Raw genomic sequence first — 265 nt, 5'->3', positions numbered from 1 at the left:
ATACTTCGGCGTGCTGCAAGTGCATACGCGCCGCCAATGGCTGGCCGAATACTCGCTCGCTGGCACGCAGGGCACCTGTCTCGGCAAAGGTATCGCCATGATAGAGACGCGCCTCGGGCCAGCGTTGCAGCAGTTGATCGAGCTGGCGCTTGAGCGTGGGCGAACTGCTGGCTCCACACACGATGTGCAGGCCCTTGCCGCGAACGCCATCCAATACCTGCTGCTCACGCGACAGCGCCGCGCGGACCTGCGGCCAACTGGTTTC

1 protein-coding gene is annotated in these 265 nt (G+C 64.2%); it reads right to left on the bottom strand.

Going from position 1 to position 265, the window contains the following annotated elements; translation table 11 throughout:
- The coding region (locus tag SB717_RS36570; RefSeq protein WP_410907948.1) for a hypothetical protein at positions 1-265 on the bottom strand (265 nt) is incomplete at both ends.

Origin of the sequence: Priestia sp. SIMBA_032, from assembly GCF_046535215.1 — a bacterium.
GTDB lineage: Bacteria > Bacillota > Bacilli > Bacillales > Bacillaceae_H > Priestia > Priestia aryabhattai.
This window is presented reverse-complemented; position numbering and strand designations above follow the sequence as displayed.